General features: G+C 67.8%; 27 protein-coding genes. 14 read left to right on the top strand and 13 right to left on the bottom strand.

Annotated features, from left to right (window positions below):
* Window positions 1-265: 265 nt before the first annotated feature.
* The 7 genes from hslO to Q4F19_RS15165 all read right to left on the bottom strand — a co-directional run bounded on the left by hslO (window position 266) and on the right by Q4F19_RS15165 (window position 5,878).
* Window positions 266-1,156, bottom strand: coding sequence for an Hsp33 family molecular chaperone HslO (gene hslO / locus Q4F19_RS15195; protein WP_303544085.1), 891 nt, complete (start codon window positions 1,154-1,156; stop codon window positions 266-268).
* 165 nt (window positions 1,157-1,321) lie between these two features.
* Window positions 1,322-2,251 carry an ornithine carbamoyltransferase gene (gene argF / locus Q4F19_RS15190; protein ID WP_303544082.1) on the bottom strand — a complete coding sequence of 310 codons (930 nt, stop codon included), beginning with the start codon at window positions 2,249-2,251 and terminating at the stop codon, window positions 1,322-1,324.
* Window positions 2,252-2,386: 135 nt separating this feature from the next.
* The gene (locus tag Q4F19_RS15185) at window positions 2,387-3,583 is read right to left on the bottom strand and encodes an aspartate aminotransferase family protein (protein WP_303544080.1); all 1,197 of its coding nucleotides are present in this window, start codon (window positions 3,581-3,583) and stop codon (window positions 2,387-2,389) included.
* A gap of 122 nt (window positions 3,584-3,705) precedes the next feature.
* Window positions 3,706-4,167, bottom strand: a complete 462-nt coding sequence (locus Q4F19_RS15180) for a hypothetical protein (protein WP_303544077.1) — start codon at window positions 4,165-4,167, stop codon at window positions 3,706-3,708.
* A gap of 41 nt (window positions 4,168-4,208) precedes the next feature.
* On the bottom strand, window positions 4,209-4,598 hold the full coding sequence (locus Q4F19_RS15175) for a PilZ domain-containing protein (protein ID WP_303544074.1): 390 nt from the start codon (window positions 4,596-4,598) through the stop codon (window positions 4,209-4,211).
* 102 nt (window positions 4,599-4,700) lie between these two features.
* Window positions 4,701-5,159: an RNA polymerase-binding protein DksA gene (dksA, locus tag Q4F19_RS15170; RefSeq protein ID WP_303544071.1), complete on the bottom strand. Its 459-nt coding sequence runs from the start codon at window positions 5,157-5,159 to the stop codon at window positions 4,701-4,703.
* 155 nt (window positions 5,160-5,314) lie between these two features.
* Window positions 5,315-5,878 (bottom strand): hypothetical protein, encoded by a 564-nt coding sequence (locus Q4F19_RS15165; RefSeq protein ID WP_303544068.1) that lies wholly within the window; start codon window positions 5,876-5,878, stop codon window positions 5,315-5,317.
* 325 nt (window positions 5,879-6,203) lie between these two features.
* On the opposite strand from Q4F19_RS15165, the gene serS reads away from it, so the two are divergent.
* From serS to rimO, 4 genes are all read left to right on the top strand, one after another.
* Window positions 6,204-7,481, top strand: a complete 1,278-nt coding sequence (serS, locus tag Q4F19_RS15160) for a serine--tRNA ligase (protein ID WP_303544065.1) — start codon at window positions 6,204-6,206, stop codon at window positions 7,479-7,481.
* A complete protein-coding gene (gene surE / locus Q4F19_RS15155) occupies window positions 7,481-8,245 on the top strand; it encodes a 5'/3'-nucleotidase SurE (RefSeq protein ID WP_303544061.1) in 765 nt (254 codons plus the stop codon). Before serS ends, surE begins: the two co-directional genes overlap by 1 nt.
* Window positions 8,242-9,213: a M23 family metallopeptidase gene (locus Q4F19_RS15150; protein WP_303544059.1), complete on the top strand. Its 972-nt coding sequence runs from the start codon at window positions 8,242-8,244 to the stop codon at window positions 9,211-9,213. The genes surE and Q4F19_RS15150 overlap by 4 nt, the downstream gene beginning before the upstream one ends.
* Window positions 9,214-9,381: 168 nt before the next feature.
* Window positions 9,382-10,710, top strand: coding sequence for a 30S ribosomal protein S12 methylthiotransferase RimO (gene rimO, locus Q4F19_RS15145; RefSeq protein ID WP_303544057.1), 1,329 nt, complete (start codon window positions 9,382-9,384; stop codon window positions 10,708-10,710).
* Between the two features lie 178 nt (window positions 10,711-10,888).
* Here the strand turns inward: rimO and rplI are convergent, their stop codons facing one another.
* From rplI to rpsF, 3 genes are read right to left on the bottom strand one after another with little or no spacing between them, the layout of a single operon-like run.
* Window positions 10,889-11,485, bottom strand: a complete 597-nt coding sequence (rplI, locus tag Q4F19_RS15140) for a 50S ribosomal protein L9 (protein WP_303544055.1) — start codon at window positions 11,483-11,485, stop codon at window positions 10,889-10,891.
* A 12-nt stretch (window positions 11,486-11,497) separates the two neighbouring features.
* Window positions 11,498-11,722, bottom strand: a complete 225-nt coding sequence (rpsR, locus tag Q4F19_RS15135; protein WP_171742934.1) for a 30S ribosomal protein S18 — start codon at window positions 11,720-11,722, stop codon at window positions 11,498-11,500.
* 15 nt (window positions 11,723-11,737) lie between these two features.
* A complete protein-coding gene (gene rpsF, locus Q4F19_RS15130; protein ID WP_303544051.1) occupies window positions 11,738-12,178 on the bottom strand; it encodes a 30S ribosomal protein S6 in 441 nt (146 codons plus the stop codon).
* 293 nt (window positions 12,179-12,471) lie between these two features.
* Between rpsF and Q4F19_RS15125 the strand changes: the two genes are divergently transcribed.
* The 9 genes from Q4F19_RS15125 (at window position 12,472) to Q4F19_RS15085 (ending at window position 20,403) form a co-directional block, all read left to right on the top strand.
* A complete protein-coding gene (locus tag Q4F19_RS15125) occupies window positions 12,472-13,305 on the top strand; it encodes an outer membrane protein (protein WP_303544049.1) in 834 nt (277 codons plus the stop codon).
* A gap of 81 nt (window positions 13,306-13,386) precedes the next feature.
* The gene (gene fabD / locus Q4F19_RS15120) at window positions 13,387-14,322 is read left to right on the top strand and encodes an ACP S-malonyltransferase (RefSeq protein WP_303544048.1); all 936 of its coding nucleotides are present in this window, start codon (window positions 13,387-13,389) and stop codon (window positions 14,320-14,322) included.
* 40 nt (window positions 14,323-14,362) lie between these two features.
* Complete coding sequence (locus Q4F19_RS15115) at window positions 14,363-14,800, top strand: GxxExxY protein (protein ID WP_303544046.1); 438 nt, start codon at window positions 14,363-14,365, stop codon at window positions 14,798-14,800.
* 1 nt (window position 14,801) lies between these two features.
* Window positions 14,802-15,542, top strand: a complete 741-nt coding sequence (fabG, locus tag Q4F19_RS15110; protein ID WP_303544043.1) for a 3-oxoacyl-[acyl-carrier-protein] reductase — start codon at window positions 14,802-14,804, stop codon at window positions 15,540-15,542.
* A gap of 99 nt (window positions 15,543-15,641) precedes the next feature.
* Window positions 15,642-15,878 carry an acyl carrier protein gene (locus tag Q4F19_RS15105; RefSeq protein WP_303544041.1) on the top strand — a complete coding sequence of 79 codons (237 nt, stop codon included), beginning with the start codon at window positions 15,642-15,644 and terminating at the stop codon, window positions 15,876-15,878.
* A gap of 180 nt (window positions 15,879-16,058) precedes the next feature.
* A complete protein-coding gene (gene fabF, locus Q4F19_RS15100) occupies window positions 16,059-17,318 on the top strand; it encodes a beta-ketoacyl-ACP synthase II (RefSeq protein ID WP_303544038.1) in 1,260 nt (419 codons plus the stop codon).
* Between the two features lie 143 nt (window positions 17,319-17,461).
* Window positions 17,462-18,454 carry an endolytic transglycosylase MltG gene (mltG, locus tag Q4F19_RS15095; RefSeq protein ID WP_303544035.1) on the top strand — a complete coding sequence of 331 codons (993 nt, stop codon included), beginning with the start codon at window positions 17,462-17,464 and terminating at the stop codon, window positions 18,452-18,454.
* A gap of 39 nt (window positions 18,455-18,493) precedes the next feature.
* Window positions 18,494-18,871 carry a gamma-glutamylcyclotransferase family protein gene (locus tag Q4F19_RS15090; RefSeq protein ID WP_303544033.1) on the top strand — a complete coding sequence of 126 codons (378 nt, stop codon included), beginning with the start codon at window positions 18,494-18,496 and terminating at the stop codon, window positions 18,869-18,871.
* Window positions 18,868-20,403 carry a glycosyltransferase family 39 protein gene (locus Q4F19_RS15085; RefSeq protein WP_303544031.1) on the top strand — a complete coding sequence of 512 codons (1,536 nt, stop codon included), beginning with the start codon at window positions 18,868-18,870 and terminating at the stop codon, window positions 20,401-20,403. The genes Q4F19_RS15090 and Q4F19_RS15085 overlap by 4 nt, the downstream gene beginning before the upstream one ends.
* A 1-nt stretch (window position 20,404) precedes the next feature.
* Here Q4F19_RS15085 and Q4F19_RS15080 read toward each other — a convergent pair whose 3' ends face one another.
* From Q4F19_RS15080 to Q4F19_RS15070, 3 genes are all read right to left on the bottom strand, one after another.
* Window positions 20,405-21,721, bottom strand: a complete 1,317-nt coding sequence (locus tag Q4F19_RS15080) for a cystathionine gamma-synthase family protein (RefSeq protein ID WP_303544028.1) — start codon at window positions 21,719-21,721, stop codon at window positions 20,405-20,407.
* Window positions 21,722-21,860: 139 nt separating this feature from the next.
* Window positions 21,861-22,148: a DUF3297 family protein gene (locus Q4F19_RS15075; RefSeq protein ID WP_303544024.1), complete on the bottom strand. Its 288-nt coding sequence runs from the start codon at window positions 22,146-22,148 to the stop codon at window positions 21,861-21,863.
* Window positions 22,149-22,769: 621 nt separating this feature from the next.
* Complete coding sequence (locus Q4F19_RS15070; RefSeq protein ID WP_431312410.1) at window positions 22,770-24,098, bottom strand: dihydroorotase; 1,329 nt, start codon at window positions 24,096-24,098, stop codon at window positions 22,770-22,772.
* Between the two features lie 220 nt (window positions 24,099-24,318).
* On the opposite strand from Q4F19_RS15070, the gene ygfZ reads away from it, so the two are divergent.
* On the top strand, window positions 24,319-25,071 hold the full coding sequence (gene ygfZ / locus Q4F19_RS15065) for a CAF17-like 4Fe-4S cluster assembly/insertion protein YgfZ (RefSeq protein ID WP_303544017.1): 753 nt from the start codon (window positions 24,319-24,321) through the stop codon (window positions 25,069-25,071).
* Window positions 25,072-25,111 lie beyond the last annotated feature (40 nt).

Here is a 25,111-nt window from a genome sequence, read left to right as displayed (position 1 = left end):
CGGGAAAGGTGGCAGGAAGCACTTCCCCTCCCTGCACGCAGGGAGGGGATTGAGGGGTGGGTGCGTCACCATGGAGCGGCTCGCGCCACACCGGCCGACCCACCCCCGACCCTCCCTTCCAGGGAGGGGAGCATCCCCCAAAAAGAAAAGGGCCGCTCCGGGGGACGGGGCGGCCCAGTATCGGGCTTGCGCCCGCTAGGGAGGACAGTGCCGGGGCACTGGAACAGTCCTTACCCCCAACAAGGTAAATGATGCGTGAATGCGCTCAGCCGAGCGCCGCCTCGATCGAGTAGCGGCTCGCGCAGAATTCGCAGTCGACATGGATCAGCCCGGCCTCGTCCGCCATCTCCGCGCGCTCGTCGGCGGGGAAGCGTTCGATCACCGAACGGATATGGTCGGGATCGCAGCGGCAGCCCTGCGCCAGCGCCACCGGCGGCAGCACGCGCACCTCGTCCTCGTTGAACAGCCGCCACAGCAAGGTCTCGAGCGGCAGCGCCGGATCGGTCAGCTCCTCGCCCTGCACCGTCCCGCCAAGCGCGGCGACATGTTCCCATTCGGGATGATCGAGCCGCGTATGGATCCGGTCGCGCCCTTCCTCGCCCTCGGGCAGATGCTGGAGCAGCAGCCCGCCCGCGACGTGGCGCCCGTCGGGCAGGCGCGCGACGCCGATGCGGACGAGGCTCGGTATCTGCTCCGACTGCGCGAAATAGCTTTCGGCGGCCTGCGCCAGTGATCCGCCTTCCAGCGGCACGATCCCCTGATAGCGCTCCTTCGTCATCGTCTGATCGAAGGTGATCGCCAGATAGCCCTTGCCGAACAGGGCGAAGAGCGAGGGATCGGCGGGCAGCTCGCCCAGCCGCTCGGGATCGTGGCGGATGTAACCGCGCATCACCCCACCGCGATAATCGCAGACGAGCAGGTCGATCACCCCGCCCTGCGTCTGCGCCTGCAGCGTCAGTTGCCCGGTCGCATCCTTCAGCGTCGATCCGAACAAGGCGGCGAGCACGAGCGCCTCGGCGAGCACGCGCTCGATCGCGGCCGGATAGCCGTGCGCGCCGAGCACCTCGTCGAGCACGGTGCCGAGCCGCGCGACGCGGCCGCGCGCGTGGCGGCCGGGCAAGGTGAAGCCGAGGGCGGAATCGAGATACGAGGACATGGCGCGAATGTCGGGGCGGAGGGGCGGAATTTCTACCCCATCATCCTCCCCTGGAAGGAGGGGGACCATCCAGGATGGTGGAGGGGTAGATCCGCGCGAGACGGCGACCCCTCCGTCACGTCTTCGACGCGCCACCTCCCCTTTCAGGGGAGGATGCCGCCACCCTCAGATCTTCCCGAAGCACCACAACAGGATCGCCTTCTGCGCGTGCAGCCGGTTCTCCGCTTCGTCCCAGATCGCCGAGCGCGGCCCGTCGATGACGCTGTCGGCCACCTCCTCGCCGCGATGCGCGGGCAGGCAGTGGAGGAACAGCCCGTCCGCCTTGGCGCCCTGCATCAGCTGCTCGGTCACCTGATAGGGGCCCATCGCCGCCAGCTTCTGATCGGCATGGTCCTGCCCCATCGAGATCCACGTATCGGTGACGACGATATCTGCGCCCGCCACCGCCTCGTCCGGATCGCGGGTCAGGATCGGCGGCCGGTTGCCCACGCGGCGCGCGGCCTCGACGATCTCGGGATCGGGATCATAGCCCTCGGGCGTCGCCGCGGCGACGTCGAAGCCGAGCAGGCTGCCCGCCTCGATGATCGAATGGAGCACATTGTTGCCGTCGCCCAGCCACGCCCAGCGGCTCCCCTCGACCGGCCCGCGCCGCTCGATGAAGGTCAGCAGATCGGCCATGATCTGGCAGGGATGGCTCCGGTCGGTCAGGCCGTTGATGACGGGCACGCTCGCCTCGGCGGCGAGTTCCACCGCCTTGGCATGATCGTCGGTGCGGATCATGATCGCGTCGATATAGCGCGACAGCACCTTGGCGGTGTCGGACACGGTCTCGCCGCGGCCGAGCTGGGTCGATCCCGCCTCCATGATGATCGTCGAGCCACCCAGCTGGCGCATCGCCATGTCGAACGAGACGCGCGTGCGCGTGCTGTTCTTCTCGAAGATCATCGCCAGCGTGTGGCCCGCGAGCGGCGCATCCGCATCGACCTTCCCCTTCGGCCAGCCGACGCGCGCCTCCTTGCGCCGCTGCGCCTCGGCCAGCATCGCGCGCAGGCCATCCGGGCCGGCATCGGCAAGATCGAGGAAGGAACGGGTCATGCTCTCACTTTCCCCTCCCCGTTTGCTTCGAGCAGAGATCGAGCTTGTCGAGATCGCCGTCGAGAAGAGTTCTCGACGGTCGCTTCTCGGCAGGCTCGAAGCTGCTCGAACCGAACGGAGTGAATGGCCTTGTTGCTACGCCGCCTCCGCCACCGCGAAGCTCCGCGCGGCCGCGGAAAGCTTCTCGATACATTCGGCGATATGGCTGTCGTCGATGTTGAGCGGCGGCAGGATGCGGACGACATTGTCGCCGCCCGCCACCGTCAGCAGGCCATGTTCGTCGCGCAGATGCGCGACGAAGCTGCGCGCCTCGGCGCCCGGCTTCAGCTTGATGCCCAGCATCAGCCCGATCCCACGCACCTCCTGGAAGACATGATCATGGTTCGGGAGCAATTGCTCGAGCGCGCCGCGCAGACGATCGCCCGTCGCCCGCACCTGCGCGAGGAATTCGTCGGTGCCGACGATGTCGAGCACCGCCTGCCCCACCGCCATCGCCAGCGGATTGCCGCCATAGGTGGAGCCGTGCGTACCGAAGGTCATGCCCTTGGCGGCTTCCTCGGTGGCGAGGCAGGCGCCGAGCGGGAAGCCCGCGCCGATGCCCTTGGCGACCGCCATGATGTCGGGCGTGATCCCATATTGCTCGTAGGCGAAGAAGCGGCCGGTGCGCGCATAGCCGCACTGGACCTCGTCGAGAATCAGCAGCAAGCCATGCTCGTCGCACAGAGCGCGCAGTCCGGTGAGGAATTCGGGCGTGGCGGCAAGAATCCCGCCCTCGCCCTGGATCGTCTCCAGCATGAAGCCGGCCGCATCCGGCCCGATCGCCGCCTTCGCGCCTTCGAGATCGTTGAACTTGAGCACGGTGAAGCCGGGCAGCAGCGGCTCGAACCCGTCGCGCATCTTCGGCTGGTCGGTCGCCGAGATCGCGCCCAGCGTCCGCCCGTGAAAGGCGTTCGAGAAGGTGATAATCCGGTGCCGCTCGGGATTGCCGTTGGCATAATGATAGCGGCGCGCGGTCTTGATCGCGCATTCGACCGCCTCGGCGCCCGAATTGGTGAAGAACAGCGTGTCGGCGAACGTCTTGGCGAGCAGGGCCGCCGCGAATGTCTCGCCGAGCGGCATGCCGTAGATGTTCGAGACGTGCATCAGCGTCGCCGCCTGCTCGCTGATCGCCTTGACCACCGCCGGATGGCCGTGCCCGAGGACGTTGACCGCGATGCCCGCCGCCATGTCGAGATAGCGCTCGCCGCGCTCGCCATACAGATAGGCGCCTTCGCCGCGCACCGGACGCACGTCGCACCGCGGGTAGACGGGCATCAGCGGCGTGATCGGCATGACGGTTACTCCTGACAGCGAAAAGGCGGAAACGGCTCCGGAAACGACAAAAGGCGGCCCATCGGGCCGCCGGAGCCGGCGCCTATAAAGAGCGCCGCGCCGTCACGCAATCATTGCTATGGCTAGAGTCGCGCCAGCCGACGCAGCCCGAAGAAGGCCGCCGCCGCGCCCGCGGCATAGACGGCGTGATGGCCGAGATCGATCGCGAGCTTCTTCGCGTCCCACTTGGTCGGCGGATCGGACAGACCGAGCCCGGTGACGAGCGCATTGCCCGCGCTCCACGCGCCTGCGAAGAACAAACCGCCGCGCGCCGGCTCGGGCAGCTTCGCCATCGCCGCGAGGCCGAGGCCCAGCGCGGTCCCGAAAGCGAGGTGCACGGGAGTCGACAGCGCCTGCTCGTCCGATTCGGGCAAATCGATGCTCGCGAGCGTCTCGACCGCCTTTGTCGGCGTCGCCGAGGGCGCGCGATCGGTGATCGCCATTTCGGCCCTTTGGCTGAGCGACATGAGCAGTGCCCCGGCAAGGCCGGCGGCAAGACCGAGGCCGGCAAGACCGGCGGCGCGCGAGAAATCTGTCTTTTCCATGCCCCCCCAAGCGCGCGAACCGCGCGAGCGTTCCGCCCCGCTCAGCGCAGGCCGGGCCGCCACATCGATTTGGAGGCCTTGACCAACTGCGGCTGGGGATTGCCCGTGACGGGCTTGCGCGCAAGCTTGGGATCGATCTCGCGATCGAAGGCGACGCCGATCTTGCCGCCCGCCGTCCAGGCGACGCGGCCGCTGACCTCGCCGATCCCGCGCAGCTCGATCAGGATCGCCTCCTCGCGCGAGAAGCTGATCGCGCATTCGGCCATCATCCCGCCCTGCGAAAGATTGCGGACCTTGATCGGCACCTCGGCCCCGCCGGCGCGCCGGATCGACGCGAGCAGGAACATGCTGTCGCGCGGCGCGGCGCGAAGGTGCGCGAAGCGCTCCTCCTCGTCTCCTCCGGCGTCTGCTCCACTCACTGGCGCGTCCACATCATGCCCTTCGATCCACGTCTGGGGAGGGTTAGGGCAAGGGAACTGAAATCCGGTTAACGTCGCGGCGACGAATCCGCCCGCGCGATCAGTCGACGCGATTCAATCGTCGCGCGAGACCTTTTCCTGGCGCTCGTGGCGCTCCTGCGCCTCCACCGTCATCGTCGCGACGGGCCGCGCCTCGAGCCGGGCGAGCGAGATCGGCTCGCCGCTCACTTCGCAATAGCCATATTCGCCCTCGTCGATCCGGCGCAGCGCGGCATCGATCTTCGAGATGAGCTTGCGCTGGCGATCGCGCGTGCGCAGCTCGATCGACCAGTCGGTCTCGCTCGAGGCGCGATCGGTGACGTCGGGTTCGCGCAGCGGCTCCACCTGCAGCTGGTTGAGCGTCTCGCGCGATTCGCGCAGGATCGCTTCCTTCCAGTCGAGCAGCTTGGCGCGGAAATAGGCCTGCTGTCGGGGATTCATGAAAGGCTCGTCGGCCGACGGCCGATAGTCTCGCGGAAGATCGATATCGTTGCCGGAGTTCCGGCCGTCCACGTCGCCCGCTACACTCGCCATGCCGCTCTTCCAAACCGACACACCGGGGTAAACCCGGCCTGTCCCCCGTCCCCGAGCGGCGCCTATAGACATCGGCTCGCGGGCCGACAAGCGGCGTGAATCGAGCGGGGCGCCGCAGTTTCCTGCGACGCCCCTGCCTTTTGGTCGGGTCTGGATCAGGAAGCGCTGGGCGTCGGCTTGGTGCCGCCGGCCGCCTTGGCCGCCGCATCGAACTGTGCCGGCGTCATCGCGATGACGAGGCCGCTGGCGCCCTTGGCGAAGCTCGCCTTGGGCAGCTTGGCCATCGCCGTCTCGGACGCGACCGTCACGCCATCGGCCGCGACTTCCTTGACCGTGCCGACCTTGGCGCCCGACGGATCGCTGACGACCGCGCCGACCGTGATCTCCACCGGCGCCGAGGTCGCCTGCGCGACCTTCGCCTCGATATCGGCCTTCGTCATGCCGAACACGAGCGCGGTCGGCCCCTTGGCGAACGAGGTCGCGGGGACCGAAACCTTGGCGGCGCCGGTCGAGAGCACGGCAGTGCCGTTGGCGATCGATTCGATCGTGCCGACATCGGCGCCGGCCGTATCGACGACCTTGGCGCCGGCGACGACGCCCGCACCCGGAGTCGCGGCTGCGGCGGGCGCCGCGGTCGCATCGGCCGGGGCCGCGGTCTGGGCGAGCGCCGGCGCGGCGAGGAGCGCGGCACCCGACATCAATATAAGCTTGCGGAACATGGCTGGGTCTCCTGATGATTTCGTCAGAGCAACAGATAAGGTCGCGCGACGGTTCCCGAGAGTCTGACCACGACGAACCGTGTCGACGGGAGGACCAAGCCCTGAATTCGTCGGTCGGCAATGCTATGTTGCTCTTCTGTCGGCCGTATTTCGTTCATTCTGCCGACGTCGCGTCTGTCTGCCGCCTCTCCTGACCAACGATCAACCTGCCGCGACCTTCCGGACGAGGCGACGGGCCCGCGGACGGGGCCGGCCGGCGCACCCGCGAGCGCGCGCGCCGGTCCGAGGCTTGCGTGACACCCCCTCCCCCGGCCATAGCCGCGCGATGCACGACATACGCGCCATTCGCGACGATCCGGCGGCCTTCGATCACGGCCTGGCGCGCCGTGGCATCGGCCCGACCGCGGCCGGCCTCCTCCTCCTCGACGAGCGCCGCCGTGCGCTGCTGACCGAGGTCCAGACGCTCCAGGCGCGCCGCAACGAAGCCTCCAAGGCGATCGGCCAGGCGAAGGCGCAGAAGGACGAGGCCACCGCCGCCGCGCTCATGGCCGAGGTCGCCAAGATCAAGGACCGCACCGCCGCGCTCGATCACGAGAGCGGCCACGCGCAGGCCGAGCTCGACGCGGCGCTCGCCGTGCTGCCGAACCTGCCCGCCGCCGACGTGCCGGAGGGCGAGGACGAGCATGGTAACGTCGAGCAGAAACGCTGGGGCACGCCGCGCGCGTTCAATTTCGCGGCCAAAGACCATGCCGATCTCGGCCCGCCGCTTGGCGTGGATTTCGAGGCCGGCGCGCTCATCGCCGGCGCACGGTTCACCGTGTTGCGCGGACATATGGCGCGCCTCCATCGCGCGCTCGGCCAGTTCATGCTCGACACGCAGACCGAGCGAAACGGCTATTCCGAGACGTGGCCGCCGCTGCTCGTCCGCGACGAAGCGATGTACGGCACCGACAAGCTGCCGAAATTCGCGGAGGACAGTTTTCGCACCAGCGACGGGCGCTGGCTGATCCCCACCGCCGAGGTCAGCCTGACGAGCCTGGTGCGCGAGCAGATCCTCGCCGCCGGCGCGCTGCCGATGCGTCTGACCGCGCTCACCGCCTGCTTCCGCTCGGAGGCGGGCTCCGCTGGACGCGACACGCGCGGCTTCATCCGTCAGCACCAGTTCGAGAAGGTCGAACTGGTCACGATCGCGCGCCCCGACGAATCCGAGACCGAACATGAGCGCATGACCCGCGCCGCCGAGGGCATCCTCGAGGCGCTGGAGCTGCCCTATCGGCGGATGCTGCTCTGCGCGGGCGACATGGGTTTCGGCGCGCGCAAGACCTACGATCTCGAAGTCTGGCTGCCCGGCCAGCAATGCTATCGCGAGATCTCCAGTTGCTCGAATTGCGGCGATTTCCAGGGCCGCCGCATGGACGCGCGCTTCCGCCCCGAGGGCGAGAAGAATACGGCTTTCGTCCACACGCTCAACGGCTCGGGCCTCGCCGTCGGCCGCACGCTCGTCGCGGTGCTGGAAAATTACCAGGAGGCGGACGGTTCGGTCACCGTCCCTGCCGTGCTGCGTCCCTATATGGCGGGCGTCGAGCGGCTGACCCCAGCCTGATGCGGATCCTCGTCACCAATGACGACGGATTGGGCGCGAACGGCATCCTGTTGCTCGAGCGGATCGCCCTGAGCTTCACGAGCGACGTCACCGTCGTCGCCCCCGCCGAGGAGCAATCGGGCAAGGGCCGCTCGCTGACGATTACCGCGCCGCTACGGATGCGCAGCTACGATGCGCGCCACCACGCCGTCGTCGGCACGCCGACCGATGCGGTGATCATGGCGCTGGGCGAGGTGATGAAAGACTCACCTCCCGATCTCGTCCTCTCCGGCATCAACCGCGGCGCCAATCTCGCCGAGGACGTCAGCTATTCGGGCACCGTTGCCGCTGCGCAGGAGGCCGCGCTCGCCGGCATCCCGGCGATCGCGCTCAGCCAGATCTATCCGCGCCGTGGCATGGGCGATTCGGTCACGTTCGAGGCGGCCGAGGGCTGGTGCGCCAAGGTGCTCGAAAAACTGATCGGCATGGACTGGGCGCCGCGCACGCTGATCAACGTCAATTTCCCGCCCGCGCCGTCGGACGAGGTCCGGGGCATCAAGGTCGTCCGCCAGGGCTTGCGCGACTGGTCGAGCCCGAAGCTCGAGCATGGCGTGGACCCGCGCGGCTATCCTTATTGGTGGATGCACCATGGCAGTGTGCCCAAGACGGTCGATGCCGACACCGATCTCGAAGCCTCGGCGCAAAACTATGTGACGGTGACCCCGCTCCACCTCGACATGACGCACGATCCGTCCAAGGCGGCGCTGGAAGCGCGCTTCGGGTGAGGGGCGCGGCCGCCTTCGTCGCACTCCTGCTGCTGACGGCTGCCGCCCCCGCCCCGCCTCCCTCTCCGCCTGCGGACGCGACCCCGCCCGCCATCCCCGGCGCGATCGAGGTCAAGGCGCAGACCTATGTCGTCCAGCCGGGCGACACGCTCTCGCGGATCATCGCGAAGACGGGCGCGGGCAGCGACGCGATCGCGCAAGCCAACCGGCTGGAGGCGCCTTTCGTCGTCCGCCCCGGCCAGAAGCTCAAGATCCCCGCCGGCCGCTACCATCTCGTCCAGAAGGGCGAGCGCGGCATCGCCATCGGCCGCGCCTACGGCGTCGACTGGAACCGCATTGCCGAGCTCAACCATCTGGAAGAGCCCTTCACCCTGCGCGCGGGCGAGCGCTTGCTGATCCCGAGCACGCGCGAAGTGGCGGGCATGTCGATGGAGGAGCGCGCGAAGGCGTTCCGCATCGACATCGACGATCTCGTCACCGGCAACGAACCTGCGCTCGCCCCCAAAGCAAAGCCGGCAGCGCCGGTGAAGACCGCCGCCCGCCCGGTGCCCGCGAGCGTCGCCGTGGCCGAACCCGCCGCCGCTTTCTCCGGCCGCTTCGCCTGGCCGCTGACGGGCGACATCCTGCGCCGCTACGGCCTGCAGGCGAGCGGCGCGCGCAACGACGGCGTCAACATCCGCGCGAGGATGGGCGAGACGGTCCGCGCCGCGGCCGACGGCGTCGTCGCGTATGCCGGCGATCTCGCCGCCTTCGGCAAGCTCGTCCTGATCCGCCACGGCAATGGCTGGCTCACCGCTTATGGCCACGCCGATTCGCTGCTCGTGACGCGCGGCCAGGCGGTCAAGCAGGGCCAGCCGATCGCGAAGGCCGGCGCGACCGGCTCGGCCCGCGAACCCCAGCTCCACTTCGAGATCCGCGACGGGAGAAAACCCGTCAACCCGCTGAGCTGGCTGCCGGGGAGGAGCTAGACGCGGGAGAGAGCCGCCTTTCTTCCGCCCTCCCTGAAAGAGCATTAGGTGAACAGCGCCCGCGCTGGTTGGGGGTGGTCGCCATCCAACGAGGCGCTCACCCGATAGCAACCGCCCGAATCCCGCCCTCGCAAAATCGGGTGCGATCGCCTATGTGGCCTGCCTCCCATGGCAACGATACTTCCAGAGCGCCCGAAAGTGGGCATGGTCTCGCTCGGCTGTCCGAAGAACCTCGTCGATAGCGAGCGGATCCTGACCAAGCTGCGCGCCGACGGCTATGCCATGTCGCCCGACTATGCCGGCGCCGACATCGTGCTCGTCAACACCTGCGGCTTCCTCGATTCCGCCAAGGAGGAGAGCCTCGACGCGATCGGCGAGGCGATCGCCGAGAATGGCCGCGTCATCGTCACCGGCTGCATGGGCAAGGAAGCCGAGACGATCCGCGCGCGCTTCCCGAGCGTCCTCGCCGTCACCGGCGCGCACCAGTATGAGCAGGTCGTCGGCGCGGTCCACGAGGCTGCCCCGATCGCGCCCTCGGCCTATCTCGATCTGGTGCCCGAGCGCGATCTGAAGCTCACGCCGCGCCATTACAGCTATCTGAAGATTTCCGAGGGCTGCAATCATCGCTGCAGCTTCTGCATCATCCCGGCGCTCCGCGGCGATCTCGTCAGCCGCCGCCCCGATGCGATCCTGCGCGAGGCCGAGAAGCTCGTCGCCGCGGGCACGCGCGAATTGCTCGTCATCAGCCAGGACACATCCGCCTACGGGCTCGATCTGCGCCACGCTTCCTATCCGCTGAAAGGCGGTGGCGAGATCCGCTCCGACATGACCGATCTCGCCCGCCACTTGGGCCAGCTCGGTGCGTGGGTCCGGCTCCACTACGTCTATCCTTACCCGCACGTCGATCGGGTGATCCCGCTGATGGCCGAGGGGCTGGTCCTCCCCTATCTCGATATCCCGTTCCAGCATGCCGCGCCCAGCGTGCTGAAGGCGATGAAGCGCCCCGCCAACGAAGCCAAGGTGCTCGAGCGGATCGCCCGCTGGCGCGACATCGCCCCCGACATCGCGATCCGCTCGACCTTCGTCGTCGGCTTTCCGGGCGAGACCGAGGCCGATTTCGATTATCTCCTCCAGTGGCTGGAAGAGGCCCGGCTCGATCGCGTCGGCGCGTTCCGCTTCGAGCCCGTCGAGGGCGCCGCCGCCAACGATCTGCCCAACCACGTGCCCGAGGAGATCAAGGAAGAGCGCTATGCGCGCCTGATGGAGCTCACGGCGCGCATCTCGGCCGAAAAGCTCGACGCCAAGGTCGGCCGGATCCTCCCCGTCATCATCGACGAGGTCGGCGGCGACGGCGCGACGGGCCGCTCCCAGGCCGACGCGCCCGAGATAGACGGCCAGGTCCACCTGCGCGACGCGGGCCACCTCGCGCCCGGCGACATCGTCCAGGTCGAGATCGAGGATGCCGACGAGCACGACCTGTTCGGCGTGCCGGCTTAGCCGTCCCCCCTCCCTGCAAGGGAGGGCTGGAGGTGGGTCGGCCGAAGCCAGACGGGGCGCCCGACTGATAGCGACCCACCCCTCAACCCCTCCCTTCCAGGGAGGGGAAGCGCACAAAAAGAAAAGGCCGCCCGGATCGCTCCGGACGGCCTCTTTCTTGTCGGCGTCAGCGAAGGGCTCAGCCCTCGGCTTCGTCCTCTGCGTCCGGACGGACGTCGGCGGTGGCGCCGGGCTCCGCATTCGGATCATAGGCTTCGACGAAACCGGCTTCGTCACGCTCGAACATCGATGCCATGACGTCGACGCCCTGCGCCTGCATCTCGGCCTCTTCGGGCGAGCGCGCGACGTTGACCTTGATCGACACCGAGACTTCCGGGTGCAGCACGATCTTGACCGTGTTGATCCCGATCGCCTTGATCGGCTTGTCGAGGACGATCTGGTTCTTGAGGACCTTCGCGCCGTCTTCGGCGAGCAGGTCAGCAAGGTCACGCGCCGAGACCGAACCATAAAGCTGGCCGGTGTTCGATGCCTGACGGATCAGGGTGAGGGTCTTGCCGTCGATATCCTTCGAGGCGGTCTCGGCCTCGGCGCGACGGTTGGCGTTCTCGGCGACGATCGTCGTCTTGTTCGCCTCGAAGACCTTCTTGTTCGCTTCGTTGGCGCGGAGCGCCTTCTTGCGGGGAAGGAGGAAATTGCGTGCGAAGCCGTTCTTCACGGTGACGACGTCACCGATCTGTCCGAGCTTTTCGACACGCTCCAGCAGGATCACGTCCATGGCGTCCGCTCCTTACTTAACGAGGTAGGGGAGCAGGCCGAGATGGCGGGCGCGCTTGATCGCCTGGGCCAGCTCGCGCTGCTTCTTGGCGGAGACCGCCGTGATACGGGACGGCACGATCTTGCCGCGCTCGGACACGAAGCCCTGCAGCAGACGCACATCCTTATAGTCGATCCGGGGCGCGTCCTTCGCGGAGAAGGGGCAGCTCTTGCGACGGCGGAAAAAGGCACGGGCCATAAGTCTGTTCCTTCCTTACGCTGCGTCGCGGTCGTCGCGGCGGGGACGATCCTCGCGGGGACCACGATCTTCGCGGGGACCACGATCGCCGCGATCACCACGGTCGCCCCGATCACCACGCGCGCGGTCACGGTCGTTGCGGCGCATCATCGCCGACGGACCCTGCTCCAGCTCGTCGACGCGGACGGTCATGTAGCGGATGATGTCTTCGTTGATGCCGAGCTGGCGCTCGATCTCGGCGACGACGGCGCCGGGCGCGTCGATGTCGAGCATCACATAATGCGCCTTGCGGTTCTTCGCGATCCGGTAAGCGAGGCTGCGGAGGCCCCAGGTCTCGGTCTTGACGACCTTACCCTGTCCGTCCGTCACGATCTTGCTGACCATCTCGGCCAGTGCGTCCACCTGCGCCTGTGCCAGATCCTGGCGCGCAAGGAACACGTGCTCGTAGAGAGCCATGTTTCATATCTCCATGCCGATCGCTGACGCCGCCCCATGCGGACGCCCCTCCGGCCTGTCGTGCAACGTAAAATCCGGCGGAAAGCCAAGAGCCTCCGCCGGACGAGCGGGCCTATGGCCGAAAAGGGCTGCGGAGGCAAGTCTCGGCGGATCCGGCCGCGAGGCGGCGCGGCGACGGCCTCGTCCCCAAAGGCACAGTATATTTCATTTTGTTGCCGGTTAGTCCGAACCGGCCCTTCATACGTATCTGATTGCGACCGCGCGAAAAGCTGCGGGTTTCAGGGAGCCTACCCATGTCCAAGTTGATCCTCGCCGCCGCCCTTCTGGCGACCGCGACCCCCGCCTTCGCCCAGTCCGCCGATCCTTCGAGCTGGACGGGTTTCTATGTCGGCGGCCGCGCCGGCTACAGCTTCCAGCCGGGCGACGGCGACGAGACCGTGCTGTTCGACAACAATCTCGACGGCAATTTCGGCGACACGGTGCGCACCACCACGGGCGCCAACGCCTTCTCGCCGGGCTTCTGCGGCGGCGGCGCCCGCTCCGCCGTGGCGGCGAACGGCTGCACCAAGGACAATGACAATCTCGAATTCGCGCTCCACGCCGGCTATGATTTCGATCTCGGCGGCTTCGTCGTCGGCGGCCTCGCCGAAATCGGCATGGGCTATGCCGAGGATAGCGTGACCGCATTCTCGACGACGCCGGCCAACTACACCTGGACGCGGCGCATGGCCGAAAATTACGGTCTGCGCGCCCGCGCCGGCTATGCGTTCGGCGCCGAGCGCAACACGCTCGTCTACGGCACTGGCGGCGTCGTGTGGGCCAAGATGGACAACAGCTTCCGCTCGTCCAATCGCGCCAATGCCTATCAGGATCTGTCGGATGACAAGGTCATGGGCTGGCGCGCCGGCGGCGGCGTCGAGCAGCGGGTCCACAAGAATCTGTCGATCGGACTGCAGTTCCTGCACACGAGCCTGAAGGACGATGGCGCGCGCCTGCGCGTCTCGCGTGGTGCCCAGCCGGTCACCAACCCGTTCATCCTCGTCAATGCCAACGGCACCGATTTCGCGCGTAGCCATTCGCGCTTCGTGACGAACAATGTGAGCGCGACGGCGAACTTCCGCTTCTGATCCCGGACGGGCCGGCCGCGCGATACGCTTGCGCCGGCCGGCCCGTCTTCCTAACCGGGCTCCCGCTGAAGGAGCCTGATCATGCGTGCATTCGTTTTTCCCGGCCAAGGCAGCCAGGCCGTCGGCATGGGCGCCGATCTCGCCGCCGCCTCGCCCGCCGCCCGCGCCGTCCTGCAGGAAGTGGACGAGGCGCTCGGCCAGCATCTCGCGCGGCTGATGGCCGAAGGGCCCGCCGCCGATCTGACGCTGACCGAAAATGCCCAGCCCGCGATCATGGCCAATGCAATCGCGACTTTGCGCGTGCTGGAGGTAGAGGGCGGGATCGCGCTCTCCGACAAGGCCGATTTTGTCGCCGGCCACAGCCTGGGCGAATATAGCGCGCTCTGCGCGGCGGGCGCGTTCGATCTGGCAACGACGGCGCGACTGCTGAAGCTGCGCGGGCAGGCGATGCAGGCGGCGGTGCCCGTCGGCGAGGGCGCGATGGCGGCCCTGCTCGGCGCGGACATGGCGCTCGCCGAGGCGATCTGCGCCGAGGCCGCGCAAGGCGAGGTCTGCCAGGCGGCGAACGACAATGGCGGCGGGCAGGTCGTGATCTCCGGCCACAAGGACGCCGTCGAGCGGGCGATGGCACTGTCCAAGGAAAAGGGCGTGAAGCGCGCTCTGCTCCTCCCCGTCTCCGCGCCCTTCCACTGCGCCCTGATGCAACCCGCCGCCGACGCGATGGCCACAGCGCTTGGCGCCGCCGCGATCCGGCCGCCGCTCGTCCCCGTTTATGCCAACGTCACCGCAGCACCCGCCGCCGATCCCGACGCGATCCGCAGCCTGCTCGTCGAGCAGGTCACCGGCACGGTGCGCTGGCGCGAAAGCGTCGAGGCGATGTGGACCGCAGGCGTGACCGATTTCGTCGAATTCGGCGCCAAAGTCCTCGCCCCGATGATCAAACGCATCGCCCCCGATGCGACGGTGACGAGCGTGATGACGATGGCAGACATCGAGGCTCTGGCGGGACGGCTGTAGAGAAGAGGGTTCACGCAGAGACGCGGAGACGCAGAGACCGATGCGCGAGATTGACGAGGTCAGCGGGGATGTCGTCGACGCGGCTTTAGGCATTCATCGAGACCTTGGCCCGGGCTTGCTGGAAAGCGTTTACGAGGTGCTTCTCGCGGCTAAACTCCAGCGTATGGGCTATGATGTCAGGCGCCAGAGCCCAGTCGATATCGTGCATGATGGCATCCGGTTCGAAGCCGCGTTCCGGATCGACCTGCTTGTCGACGAACGTCTGATCGTCGAGATAAAGTCGATCGAAAGGTTGATGCCCGTCCACTCCAAGCAACTGCTGACCTATCTGCGATTGACGAAGCAGCCCGTGGGGCTGCTTATAAATTTTGCCGGCGCGACGCTGCGGGAAGGGATCCGACGGGTCGTGAACGATCATCGCCCCCTCCGCGTCTCTGCGTCTCTGCGTGAATCACCTTCTTCTGAACCGAGGGACTGAGATGTTCGATCTGACAGGTATGACCGCGCTGGTGACGGGCGCTTCGGGGGGGATCGGTTCGGCGATCGCCAAGGCGCTCGCCGCGCAGGGCGCCAAGGTGGCGCTGTCCGGGACGCGCGCCGAGGCGCTGACCGCGCTCGCGCAGGAGATTGGCGGCGGCGCGCTGCCCGTCCCCGCCAATCTCGCCGACACGGCCTCCGTCGAGGCGCTGATTCCGGCCGCGCTCGAAGCACTGGGCGGCAGGCTCGACATCCTCGTCAACAATGCCGGCATCACGCGCGACAATCTCGTCATGCGGATGAAGGACGACGAATGGGATCAGGTGATCTCGGTCAATCTCGAAGCCGCCTTCCGCCTGATCCGCGCCGCCGCCCGGCCGATGATGAAGGCGCGCTTCGGCCGGATCGTGACGATCACCTCGGTCGTCGGCACGACCGGCAATCCGGGGCAGGCCAATTATGCCGCGTCCAAGGGCGGGCTCACCGCCATGTCGAAAGCGCTCGGGCAGGAGCTGGCGACGCGCGGCATCACCGTCAATTGCGTCGCGCCCGGCTTCATCGCGAGCGCGATGACCGACACGCTCAACGAGACGCAGAAAGGCGCGATCCTCGGGCGAATCCCCGCGGGCGCGCTCGGCGAGGGCACGGACGTCGCTGCGGCGGTCGCCTATCTTTCCAGCCGCGAGGCGGGCTATGTCACGGGCCAGACGATCCACGTTAATGGCGGGATGGCGATGCCGTGAGCAGGGCTCGCTGATCCACGTCAACGTCGTCAGGCTTGCAGGCCGCAAGGCGCGCGGCTAGGGCGGCGCCCAATCAGATCCTAAGGAAGGCAGTGCCCCATGAGCGAGACCGCCGAGCGCGTGAAGAAGATCGTCGTCGAGCATCTCGGCGTCGAGCCCGAGAAGGTCACCGAAGAAGCGAGCTTCATCGATGATCTCGGCGCGGACAGCCTCGACATCGTCGAGCTGGTCATGGCTTTCGAGGAAGAGTTCGGCGTCGAGATTCCGGACGATGCCGCCGAGAAGATCACGACCGTCAAGGACGCGATCAGCTATATCGATGCCAACAAGGGCTGATCCGATCAGCCAGTGAAAGCCCGAGCGGCTCTCCGACCCGATGGTGTCGGGGAGCCGCTTTCGGTTTGGGAATATCCGTCCCCGGCATAGCCCGCGGCCTCTGTCCGTCCCCCCGCTCGGGCGGTGGATTGAAGGACATGGACCCAACCGGAGGGACGATCGAAGCGAGAGGATGAGAATATGCGCCGCGTGGTCGTAACCGGACTGGGGCTCGTGACGCCGGTGGGCGCCGACGTCGAAACCGCGTGGGCGAACATCCTCGCCGGCAAATCGGGCGCCGCCACGATCACCCGCTTCGATCCCGAGGGGCAGAAGTGCACGATCGCGTGCGAGGTTAAGCCCGCCGACCATGAATATGGCTTCGATCCGAACAAGCGCGTCGATCACAAGGTCCAGCGCCAGGTCGATCCGTTCATCATCTATGGCATCGATGCCGCCGGCCAGGCGCTGGAAGATGCCGGCCTGCTCGAGATGACCGAAGAGGAAAGCTATCGCGCCGGCCTCTCGATCGGCTCCGGCATCGGCGGCCTGCCCGGCATCGCCAGCGAATCGCTCGTCTGCGAGAATAAGGGGCCGACGCGCGTCTCGCCGCACTTCGTCCACGGCCGACTGATCAATCTGATCTCGGGTCAGGTCTCGATCAAATATGGCCTGCGCGGGCCTAACCATGCGGTCGTCACCGCCTGCTCCACCGGCGCGCATGCGATCGGCGATGCCGCGCGGATGATCGCGATGGACGATGCCGACGTCATGCTCGCGGGCGGCGCCGAGGGCGCGATCTGCCCGCTCGGCATCGCCGGCTTCGCCCAGGCGCGTGCGCTATCGACCAATTTCAACGATCAGCCCGAAAAGGCCAGCCGCCCCTATGACAAGGATCGCGACGGCTTCGTCATGGGTGAGGGCGCGGGCGTCGTCGTGCTCGAGGAATATGAGCATGCCAAGGCGCGCGGCGCGAAAATCTATTGCGAGGTCGTCGGCTACGGCCTGTCGGGCGATGCCTATCACGTGACCGCGCCGCACCCCGAAGGCTCGGGCGCGTTCCGCTCGATGCAGATGGCGCTGAAGAAGGCGGGCCTAGAGCCCAAGGACATCGATTATATCAACGCGCACGGCACCTCGACGCCGCTCGGCGACGAGCTGGAGCTGGGCGCGGTGCGCCGCCTGTTCGGCGATGCGATGGACACGGTCTCGATGTCGTCGACCAAATCGATGATCGGCCATCTGCTGGGCGGCGCCGGCGCGGTCGAATCGATCTTCTGCATCCTCGCTTTGCGCGACCAGATCGTCCCGCCGACGATCAATCTCGACAATCCAAGCGACAATTGCATCGGCGTCGATCTCGTGCCGCACGTCGCCAAGAAGCGGCCGGTGCGCGCGGTGCTCAACAACAGCTTCGGCTTCGGCGGCACCAACGCCAGCCTCGTGATGCGCGCGATCTGAGCGGAGTGGCCGCGCTCCCCTCCCGTTTGCTTCGAGCGGAGATCGAGCTTGTCGAGATCGTAGTCGAGATGTTCTCGACAGACGCTTCTCGACTTCGCTCGAAGCTGCTCGAACCGAACGGGCGTAAGCGCTAAGACGGCCTTATGCCCAAGCGTAAGTCCCGCAACTTCGGCTGCCTCGGCATCCTGCTGATCCTCGCATTGGTCGTGGGCGGCGCCGGCTGGCTGTACGTCCACCGCAACTGGATCGGCCCCGGCCCGGCCACGCACCATACGACGTTGATCGTCCCGCAGGGATCGACGCTCGCTGCCGCCGCGCGCGAGCTGGAGCGGACGGGTGCGGTCCGCTCGACGACCGGTTTCCTCCGCTTCGCGCGCCGCTTCGGCGATTCGGCGCCGATCCGCGCCGGCGAATATGAGATCGCGCCGCATATGAGCGCGAAGGACATTCTCGCGCTGCTTCAGAGCGGCAAGACCGTCCAGCGCCTGATCACGATTCCCGAGGGCATGCCCTCGATCCTCGTGTTCGAGCGGCTGGCGAAGGAAAAGGTGCTGATCGGCAAGCTGCCGATCCCGCCCGAGGGTTCGGTCCTGCCGGGCACGTACAGCTTTCAGCGCGGAGAGCCGCGCAAGGCGGTGCTGACGCGAATGCAGGACGCGATGACCGCGACGATCGATCAATTGTGGATGCGCCGGAAGGCGAACACGGTCGTTAACTCGAAGCAAGAGGCGGTCACCCTCGCCGCGATCGTCGAAAAGGAGACGGGCGTGCCCGTCGAGCGGCCGATGGTGGCGGGCGTCTATTCGAATCGCCTGCGCCAGGGGATGCGCCTGCAGGCCGATCCGACGATCATCTACCCGCTGACCAAGGGCAAGCCGCTCGGCCGCCGGATCAAGCGGTCCGAAGTGCGCGCGGTCAACGATTACAACACCTATGCGATGACCGGCCTGCCCAAGGGCCCGATCACCAATCCGGGCCGCGACGCGATCGCCGCCGTGCTCGCGCCCGCGACGACGCAGGCCTTGTACTTCGTCGCCGACGGCAAGGGCGGGCACGTCTTCGCGGATACGCTGGCCGAGCATAACGCCAATGTGCAGCGTTATTACCGGCTCCGCCGAGCGCAGGGCACGCGCTAGGACGTGGCCGGCGCGAGGCGACGTCCGGCCCTACTCTTCGTGTACGGAACGCTCCGCCCGGCATCGCGCCACCGCCAGGCCCGCCGGCTGCTGCGCGAGGCGCGACGGATCGGCCCTGCCCGCCTGCCCCACGCCCGCCTCTTTCGCGTCCGCCATTTTCCGGGGCTGGTCGCAAACGGCGGACGGCGGCAGGGCGTGGCCGGCGATCTCCTGCTGCTGCGCCGGCCCGAGCGCACGCTTGCATGGCTCGACGCCTATGAAGGGTGCGCGCCGGACAGCCCCACGCCGCATCCTTATGCGCGCGTCGTGGCACCCGTCCGTCACCGCGAGCGGACGGTCGTCGCGATCGGCTATGTCTGGCCCGCGCCGACCACCGGACTGCGCCTGATCCCGAGCGGGAACTGGCTGCGCCGATGACCGCGCGCAGCCAGACGAAGACATTGATCGCAGGTGCCTTGCTGGTCGCGGCGATCGGCGCCGTGCTGCGGCTCTGGCACATCGCGTCGACGCCGATGTGGCTCGACGAGGCCTATAGCGCCTATGCCGCCGGCAAGGGCTTCGCCTTCCTCTGGCAGGTGGTGCCACGCTACGAGACGCACCCGCCTTTCTATTACAGCCTGTTGCGGCTCTGGACGCTGGCGTTCGGCGACGGGCTGGTCGCGGAACGCGCGCTCGGCCTCGCCGCCGGGCTGGCGACGCCGTTCGCGATCGCCTGGATCGCGGCCGCGGCGGGCGCCTGGCTGGACTGGGACGTTCCGCGGCGACGCGCGCTCGTCTTCGTCGCCTTCGCCTTGGCCTGCCTGGCGATCCCGCTCGTCGAGATGGCGCGCGAGGTGCGGCCCTATCCGGTCATGATCCTCGTTTTCGCGCTGACGACGCGCGCGCTGATCGCGATCGCGCGCCAGCGGGAAGCGGGCCGGCCGCTCGCGGGTCCCGCCTTCGCCGTCTATCTGGTCGGGCTCGAATCCATGCTCTGGCTCCACAATCTGGGGCCGCTGTGGGCGGCGGCGCTGGGCCTCGCCTGCCTGATCGCCTTCCAGGCGCACAGAGCCAGCTGGACGGACTGGGGCTGGTTCGTCGGCGGTCATGCGGCGGTCGCGATCCTGTACCTGCCCGCACTCGCGATGCTGATCGATCAGGCGCCGACCTGGGTCCGGTCGACCTGGTTGTCGTTCGGCGCCCAGGGCCTCGCCGATCACCTGCCCGTCCTCTACGCGGTGCCCGGCTGGCAGGGTCTGGCGGCGGCGGTGCTGCTGGTGCTCGCCATCATGATCCTGGTGCGGCAGGCGCGCGCGCAGCGCCTGCTAACCATGCTCCTGATCCTCGCGATTCTCCCCACTATGCTGTCGATCCTGCTGTCGATCACGATCGCGCCCGTCTTCATCACGCGCACGCTGACGCCCGTGGCGGTGCCCTGGCTGGTGCTGCTCGCGATCGGCGCGGCGGGGCAGCGCGGCAAGGCCGCTTGGCTCGGCGCGGGGGCAGCGCTGATGCTGGCCGCGAACATGCTCGCCGTCGATGTCCAGATGCGCGGCAGCCCGCCGATCCAGAACTGGTACGGCGCGCTTCGCTGGCTGCAGCCGCGCCACCGGCCCGACGATCTAATCCTCGCTTATCCGAACGAGGGCGCGCTGCCGCTGGAGCGCGCTCTGCAGGACAAGGCGCTGGCATGGCGGGTGATGCCCGTGCCCGTCGCGGTGCCCGCGCTCGATCAGGGCGGCTGGCATCCGACCGGCAGCCGCGGCGTCGTCTCGCTGCCGAAGGCCCGGCTGGAGGCGATCGCGCGCTCCCCCCGCATCGCCGCCCCGCGCCGCATCTGGCTGCTGCGGCTCGGCAATACGACCTACGATCCGGGCGACATGTTCCTGACGGCGCTGCGGCGCGACCGGCGGATGACCGCGCGTTTCGTCGATGGCCCGATCGACATCATCGCGCTCGACAGGAAGTAGCTCACACCGCCGCCAGCGCCTGCTCCATGTCGGCGACGAGATCGCCCGCATCCTCGACGCCGATCGAGATGCGGACGAGATTGTCGGTGATGCCGAGCGCCGCCTTGCGATCGTCGGGCACCGACAGATGCGTCATCGCCGCGGGCGCGCTCGCGAGCGTCTCGGTCCCGCCGAGGCTGACCGCGAGCTTGGCGATCTTGAGCGCGTCGAGAAAGGCGAAGGCCTCGCGCTCGCCGCCCTTCAGGTAGAGCGAGAAGGTCGATCCCGCGCCCGTGCAATGGCGCCGGTAGATATCGGCCTGGCGGCTATCCTCGGCCAGGAAGCCGAGATAGCCGACCTGCTCCACCTTCGGATGATCGCGCAGATACGCGCAGACCTTCGCCGCATTCTCGCTCGCGCGCGTCATGCGCAGCTCGAGCGTCTCGAGGCTGCGCAGCAGCATCCAGGCGGTGTGCGGATCGGTGATCGTGCCGATCGTGTTACGCATCGCCCGGATCGGATCGATCATCGCCTTCGCCCCCACCGCCGATCCCGCGACGAGATCGCTATGCCCGCCCGCATATTTCGTGAGGCTGTAGACGACGATGTCGGCGCCCTGCCGCAAGGGCTGCGCCCACATCGGGCCGAGGAAGGTATTGTCGATCGCGATCGGCGGGGGGCTTTCGGCGAACGCCGCATCGCGCGCGGCGACGACCGCCTCGACATCGACCAGCGCATTGGTCGGATTGGCGGGGCTTTCCAGATAGATCAGCGAGACGCGGCCCTGCGCCTTGGCCTGCTCTAGCACGGCATCGATCTGGGCGCGCGTCGCGCCGGCCGGAAAATCGAGCCAGGTCACCCCGAAGCGGCCGAGGATTTTGCCGATCAAAGTCTCGGTCGCGGCGTAGAGCGGCGCCGAATGGACGATGACGTCGCCGGGCTTCACATAGGCCAGCAGCAGCGTCGCGATCGCGGCCATGCCGCTGGAGAAGGTCAAAGCCTCCTCGGCATCCTCCCAGATGGCGAGGCGATCCTCGAGGATCTCCTGGTTGGGGCCGTTGAAGCGCGAATAGACGAGCCCCTCGGCGGCGCCCGCGCGCTTGCCCGTGACCTGTTCGAAGTGGCGCTTCCCTGCGGCCGCGCTCTCGAACACGAAGGTCGAGGTCAGGAAGATGGGCGGCTTCAGCGCGCCTTCGGACAGCGCCGGATCATAACCGTGCCCCATCATCAGCGTCGCGGGGCTCAGCCTGCGCCCGCCGATATGCTTGGGCTGGTGGCGCGGCCGGCGGCGCTGAGACCCTCCGCTCAGATCGGCTTCGGTCTCGTCGCCGCCGGCCATATCTGTTTACCGGAAGACGAAGAAATACAGGAGGAGAACGATGATGCCCGGCACACCGAGCAGCCACAAGATCAATGCCTTACCCATCATCACCTCCGCGAACGCTCGTGGATGAGCGTGTCGCAGGTGTAACGAAAGCTCAGTCGGCCTGTTCCGCCGCTTCATCGGCTTCGTCGCCCTTGGCCGCGATATCGCGATAATAAGGCGCGACATCGCCCGACATCTTCATCGTCATCGGCTGGCCGAAGCGATCGCGCGACTTGCCGACGGCCATCTTCACCCAGCCTTCGGAGACGCAATATTCCTCGATATTGGTCTTCTCGGCACCCTTGAAGACGATGCCGACGCCGCGCTGGAGCGCATCGGCATCGTAATAATCGCTGCGCGGATCGGTGGACAGGCGGTCGGGGGGCGTATCGTTGCTCATCGCCGCCCTTTAGCCGGGCCCGCGCGGGCCGTCATCCCGAACCTTCGCAGGGCGATGACGCGAGGCGGCCCAAGGAGCGAATCAGTGCCAGCGGGAGCGACCGTAAAGCTCCCCTCCCTGGAAGGGAGGGGCTGGGGGTGGGTCGCCATCCACCGATGCGCCCGGCTGGACAGCAACCCACCCCTCAATCCCCTCCCTTTCAGGGAGGGGAGGTAACGGCGGCAAATGGGGCGAAAGCCGCCATTCCGGCCAGCGCGCTGGATCGAAAGCCCTCTTCTTCTTCGCGTCTCCGCGTCTCCGCGTGAACCACCCCTTTTTCTTCCTGATTCCGCATTCTTACGCGCAGCCCCGGAGGCGCAGAGAAGAGGGCGGGGACACCTGACCGCCCCACTTTGCAATGTAGGATTTGCTGTGAGATCTGGTCTGTCCGCTGCCTGATTCGGAAGGCTGGACACGATGCTCTTCACCCTGCCCCGCACGCTCCCGCTTCGCGCACTACTCGTGCGCGCTCCCAGAGACGTGCGTCTCGCAATGACTGTCCCTGACACCGCAGGATCGCCAAAAGTCGCACGACACCCTCAACTTCCTCAACTTCGCTCGGCCACGCAGGCGGCCCGGCGTTCACCAGTCTGCGCTGTCGAACCGGATCGGCCGGCCCTTCGCCTCATCGGCGAGCTGGCCCTCGCGCATCACCTGTCGGCCGCGGATGATCGTCGCGACGGGCTTGCCGGTGATCTTCATGCCGGTGAAGGGCGACCAGCCGCAGCGCGAGGCGAGCCAGCTGTCCTCGATCGTCCACTGCGCCTTCAGGTCGACGATCGTGACGTCGGCATCATAGCCCACCGCGATCCGGCCCTTGGCGGTCAGGCCGAAGACGCGCTGCGGGCCCGACGAGGTCAGCTCGATCAGGCGCTGGAGCGAGAGCCGCCCTTCGGCAACATGGTTGAGCATCAGCGGCAGCAAGGTCTGCACGCCGGGCATGCCGCTCGGGCTGGCCGGATAGGGCTTGGCCTTCTCGGCGATCGTGTGCGGCGCATGATCGGAGCCGAGCACGTCGGCCACGCCCTGATTGAGCCAGTGCCACAGCCCGTCGCGATGCGCGCCGGAGCGGATCGGCGGGTTCATCTGCGCATAGCTGCCGAGGCGCGGATAGGCTTCCTCGCCAGCCAGCGTCAGATGCTGCGGCGTCACCTCGCAGGTGGCGATGTCCTTGTTCTGCGAGAGCAGATCCAGCTCGGCGGGGGTCGTGATGTGGAGCACGTGGATCGGGCGGCGCGCGGCGCGGGCGAGCGCGAGGATGCGGCGCGTGGCGAGGATCGCGCTCTCGTCGTCGCGCCAGACGGGGTGGCTGGAAGGATCGCCCTCGATCCGCTCGCCCATTCGCGCCTGCATGCGCGGCTCGTCCTCGGCATGGATCGCGACGCGGCGGCGGCCATGCGCGAGCACGCGCGCGAGCGCGCCGTCGTCGGACACGAGCAGATCGCCGGTCGACGCACCCATGAAGATCTTGACGCCGGCCGTGCCGGGAAGCCGCTCCAGCTCGCCCAGGCTTTCGGCATTGGCGGCGGTCGCGCCGACATAGAAAGCGTGATCGCACCACATCCGATCGCGCGCGCGGCTCAGCTTGTAGGCGATCGCCTCGGCCGAATCGGTATTGGGCTTGGTATTCGGCATCTCGAACACGGCCGTGACGCCGCCGAGCACCGCGGCGCGGCTGCCGCTTTCGAGGTCCTCTTTCTCTTCAAGCCCCGGCTCGCGGAAATGGACCTGGCTGTCGATGACGCCGGGCAGGATCGTCAGCCCCGTACAGTCGATCGTCTCGCCCGCATCGGCGCCCGTGCCGAGCCCGGCAAAGCGGCCGTCGGTGATGCCGAGATCGGTTTGGACCGGGCCACCCGGTGTCCAGGCGGTGCCGTTCTTGAGCAGCAGGTCATATGTCTTTCCGGCCACGATCATCTCCGTTCGTCCTGAGCCCTTCGACTGCCTGCCAAGGCAGTCGCTCAGGGCAGGCTGGCCTGCGGCCAGTCGAAGGACGGGCTCCAGGCGCCTCGCCCGTAGCACGTGCTTCGCCCGGCTGCATGCCAGCTTGTCCCGAGCGCCGCCCGGGCGGGCAGTCGAAGGGCTGCGCACGGACGGTGAAAAGACGATCGTTCGGGCCTATTTGATCCCTATGACCGCCACCACCCTTACCGACCGCGCCCTGCTCCGTCTGTCGGGCGACGACGTCCGCGGCTTCCTGCAGGGGCTCGTGACCAACGACGTAACGGGCGCGCTGCCGGTATGGGCGGGGCTGCTCAGCGCGCAGGGCAAGGCCCTGTTCGATTTTCTCGTCTGGGCCGACGGAGAAGATCTGCTGATCGATTGCGAGGCGGCGCAGGCCGACTCGCTCGCGCGCCGGCTGACGCTCTATCGGCTGCGGCGCAAGATCGAGATCGCGCGCGAGTCCGCGCTGGCGGTCCACTGGTCGCCGGACGGGGATGCGGGCGTACCCGATCCGCGCCTGCCCGAACTCGGCCGCCGCTGGGTCGACGCAGCGCCCGACGAGCCTGCGGACGCGGCCTGGCGCGCGCATCGTCTGGGCCTCGGCGTGGCCGAGGGGCTTGCCGAGCTGGGGCAGGACAAGACGCTCTGGCTGGAGGCCAATGCCGCCGAGCTGGGCGGCGTCAGCTTCACCAAGGGCTGTTATGTCGGGCAGGAAAATACGGCGCGGATGAACTGGCGGCAGAAGGTCAACCGCCGGCTCGTGGCGGTGCGAGCCGAGGCCGATCCGGGCGAGGCGGCGCGCGCCTGGTATCCGGAGCTCGGCATCGCCGTGCGCCTCATGCGGATCGCCGACATCGCCGCCGATCCCGGCACGCTGCGGCCGGCCTGGCTCGATCGCGCGACGACGCCCGCCGAGGACGCGTCTGTAAAAGAAGGTTAACAAAATGTTGTTAACCTTCAATATGTTTGGCGGCTGGCTA

The organism is Sphingomonas natans (assembly GCF_030546695.1).
In the GTDB taxonomy this organism is placed as follows: Bacteria; Pseudomonadota; Alphaproteobacteria; order Sphingomonadales; family Sphingomonadaceae; genus Sphingomonas_I; species Sphingomonas_I natans.
This window is presented reverse-complemented; position numbering and strand designations above follow the sequence as displayed.

What these genes read in the sequence shown, in the direction of transcription:
- hslO (WP_303544085.1), bottom strand. Translation starts at nt 1,156, where the DNA reads ATGTCCTCGTATCTCGATTCCGCCCTCGGCTTCACCTTGCCCGGCCGC.
- argF (WP_303544082.1), bottom strand. Translation starts at nt 2,251, where the DNA reads ATGACCCGTTCCTTCCTCGATCTTGCCGATGCCGGCCCGGATGGCCTG.
- Q4F19_RS15185 (WP_303544080.1), bottom strand. Translation starts at nt 3,583, where the DNA reads ATGCCGATCACGCCGCTGATGCCCGTCTACCCGCGGTGCGACGTGCGT.
- Q4F19_RS15180 (WP_303544077.1), bottom strand. Translation starts at nt 4,167, where the DNA reads ATGGAAAAGACAGATTTCTCGCGCGCCGCCGGTCTTGCCGGCCTCGGT.
- dksA (WP_303544071.1), bottom strand. Translation starts at nt 5,159, where the DNA reads ATGGCGAGTGTAGCGGGCGACGTGGACGGCCGGAACTCCGGCAACGAT.
- Q4F19_RS15165 (WP_303544068.1), bottom strand. Translation starts at nt 5,878, where the DNA reads ATGTTCCGCAAGCTTATATTGATGTCGGGTGCCGCGCTCCTCGCCGCG.
- serS (WP_303544065.1), top strand. Translation starts at nt 6,204, where the DNA reads ATGCACGACATACGCGCCATTCGCGACGATCCGGCGGCCTTCGATCAC.
- surE (WP_303544061.1), top strand. Translation starts at nt 7,481, where the DNA reads ATGCGGATCCTCGTCACCAATGACGACGGATTGGGCGCGAACGGCATC.
- rimO (WP_303544057.1), top strand. Translation starts at nt 9,382, where the DNA reads ATGGCAACGATACTTCCAGAGCGCCCGAAAGTGGGCATGGTCTCGCTC.
- rplI (WP_303544055.1), bottom strand. Translation starts at nt 11,485, where the DNA reads ATGGACGTGATCCTGCTGGAGCGTGTCGAAAAGCTCGGACAGATCGGT.
- rpsR (WP_171742934.1), bottom strand. Translation starts at nt 11,722, where the DNA reads ATGGCCCGTGCCTTTTTCCGCCGTCGCAAGAGCTGCCCCTTCTCCGCG.
- rpsF (WP_303544051.1), bottom strand. Translation starts at nt 12,178, where the DNA reads ATGGCTCTCTACGAGCACGTGTTCCTTGCGCGCCAGGATCTGGCACAG.
- Q4F19_RS15125 (WP_303544049.1), top strand. Translation starts at nt 12,472, where the DNA reads ATGTCCAAGTTGATCCTCGCCGCCGCCCTTCTGGCGACCGCGACCCCC.
- fabD (WP_303544048.1), top strand. Translation starts at nt 13,387, where the DNA reads ATGCGTGCATTCGTTTTTCCCGGCCAAGGCAGCCAGGCCGTCGGCATG.
- Q4F19_RS15115 (WP_303544046.1), top strand. Translation starts at nt 14,363, where the DNA reads ATGCGCGAGATTGACGAGGTCAGCGGGGATGTCGTCGACGCGGCTTTA.
- fabG (WP_303544043.1), top strand. Translation starts at nt 14,802, where the DNA reads ATGTTCGATCTGACAGGTATGACCGCGCTGGTGACGGGCGCTTCGGGG.
- Q4F19_RS15105 (WP_303544041.1), top strand. Translation starts at nt 15,642, where the DNA reads ATGAGCGAGACCGCCGAGCGCGTGAAGAAGATCGTCGTCGAGCATCTC.
- fabF (WP_303544038.1), top strand. Translation starts at nt 16,059, where the DNA reads ATGCGCCGCGTGGTCGTAACCGGACTGGGGCTCGTGACGCCGGTGGGC.
- mltG (WP_303544035.1), top strand. Translation starts at nt 17,462, where the DNA reads ATGCCCAAGCGTAAGTCCCGCAACTTCGGCTGCCTCGGCATCCTGCTG.
- Q4F19_RS15085 (WP_303544031.1), top strand. Translation starts at nt 18,868, where the DNA reads ATGACCGCGCGCAGCCAGACGAAGACATTGATCGCAGGTGCCTTGCTG.
- Q4F19_RS15080 (WP_303544028.1), bottom strand. Translation starts at nt 21,721, where the DNA reads ATGGCCGGCGGCGACGAGACCGAAGCCGATCTGAGCGGAGGGTCTCAG.
- Q4F19_RS15075 (WP_303544024.1), bottom strand. Translation starts at nt 22,148, where the DNA reads ATGAGCAACGATACGCCCCCCGACCGCCTGTCCACCGATCCGCGCAGC.
- ygfZ (WP_303544017.1), top strand. Translation starts at nt 24,319, where the DNA reads ATGACCGCCACCACCCTTACCGACCGCGCCCTGCTCCGTCTGTCGGGC.